Raw genomic sequence first — 1099 nt, forward strand, 5'->3', positions numbered from 1 at the left:
GCCTCATCAATTTTTTGCAATTTAGCGTAAGTATTACCCATATTATACAAACGATTAAAGTCCAATTCTTTGTCTTTAACGCTTTGATATTGTTCCAATGCTTGCTCGTATAAACCTTGCTTATAAAGACTATTTGCTTGGTTTAGGTGTGCAGCGTCATTGTCAATATCGGAAAATTTTTCTGCGGCCGCTTCATAATCTTGCTTTTGGTAAGCGCTATTAGCTTGCTCAATGTGCAAAAAATCCAACAATCCTGCCTCTACATTCATTGACAATAAGACGAAAAAAATAAATTTCATGGTTTTCTAGGTAAGGAAAAAAAGACAACAAACAACAGCAGCAAGGCAAGTAACAAAGGGTAATAAAACAGTTGGCGTTTTTGATTAATTTTTACCTCCTTGCTGTTATTGTGCCGATCAAAAGTATTAATAAAATCTGACAAATCGTTATTATTTAAAGAATATTTAAGATACTTTCCACCTGTTTGCATTGCTAATGTTTTAATATTTGGATTTTCTCTAACAACAACAATATTATTGTCCTGGTCTTTTAAAAGCCCATTTTCAGTACGCATACTGCCACCACTCTTGCTAGCGATATCAAAGATAAAAATTTGTAGATTGTGCTTTATTGCATACGCAATCGCCTCTTTAAAATTAGCGTCATCGCCACCATCGGTCAATAGCAATATTTGCTTATTTTTTGTTGTGCCTGTCAAATCACTGGCAGCTTGTAATAAATTGCGTATGTCGGTGCCTTTTAAATTAATACTGTCTGTGCGTAAATTTTTAATTAAAAATTTAAGACTGGAAAAATCATCCGTTAAAGGGGAAATTAAAAAAGTCTGACTGGTAAACCCTAAAATGGCAACCTGCCGATCTCTAATTTTATCCAGACTATGTAACAGTTTGTTTTTTGCAAATTCAAAGCGGCTTGGGTAAACATCATTTGCCAACATAGAATACGACATATCCATTGCCACTACTAAGTCACTCAAGTGTTTTTTTATCTTAATTTCCCCTTTGTCAAGGGTTGGCTGACTTAGTGCCAATAAAATTAAAATAATGGATAATAATAGCAACTTAAGGCGTGTTTTTAG

At 33.9% G+C, this 1099-nt stretch carries 1 protein-coding gene and 1 pseudogene; both read right to left on the reverse strand.

What is annotated here, in order from left to right:
• Nucleotides 1–299: pseudogene (locus tag BBROOKSOX_RS11440) on the reverse strand (hypothetical protein); the annotation flags it as partial.
• Nucleotides 296–1099 (reverse strand): vWA domain-containing protein (locus BBROOKSOX_RS11445; protein WP_218973758.1); only part of this gene is annotated, 804 nt, incomplete at its 5' end. The pseudogene BBROOKSOX_RS11440 and the gene BBROOKSOX_RS11445, both read right to left, overlap by 4 nt.

The sequence above is a fragment of the bacterium endosymbiont of Bathymodiolus sp. 5 South genome (assembly GCF_900128535.1).
In the GTDB taxonomy this organism is placed as follows: Bacteria; Pseudomonadota; Gammaproteobacteria; order PS1; family Pseudothioglobaceae; genus Thiodubiliella.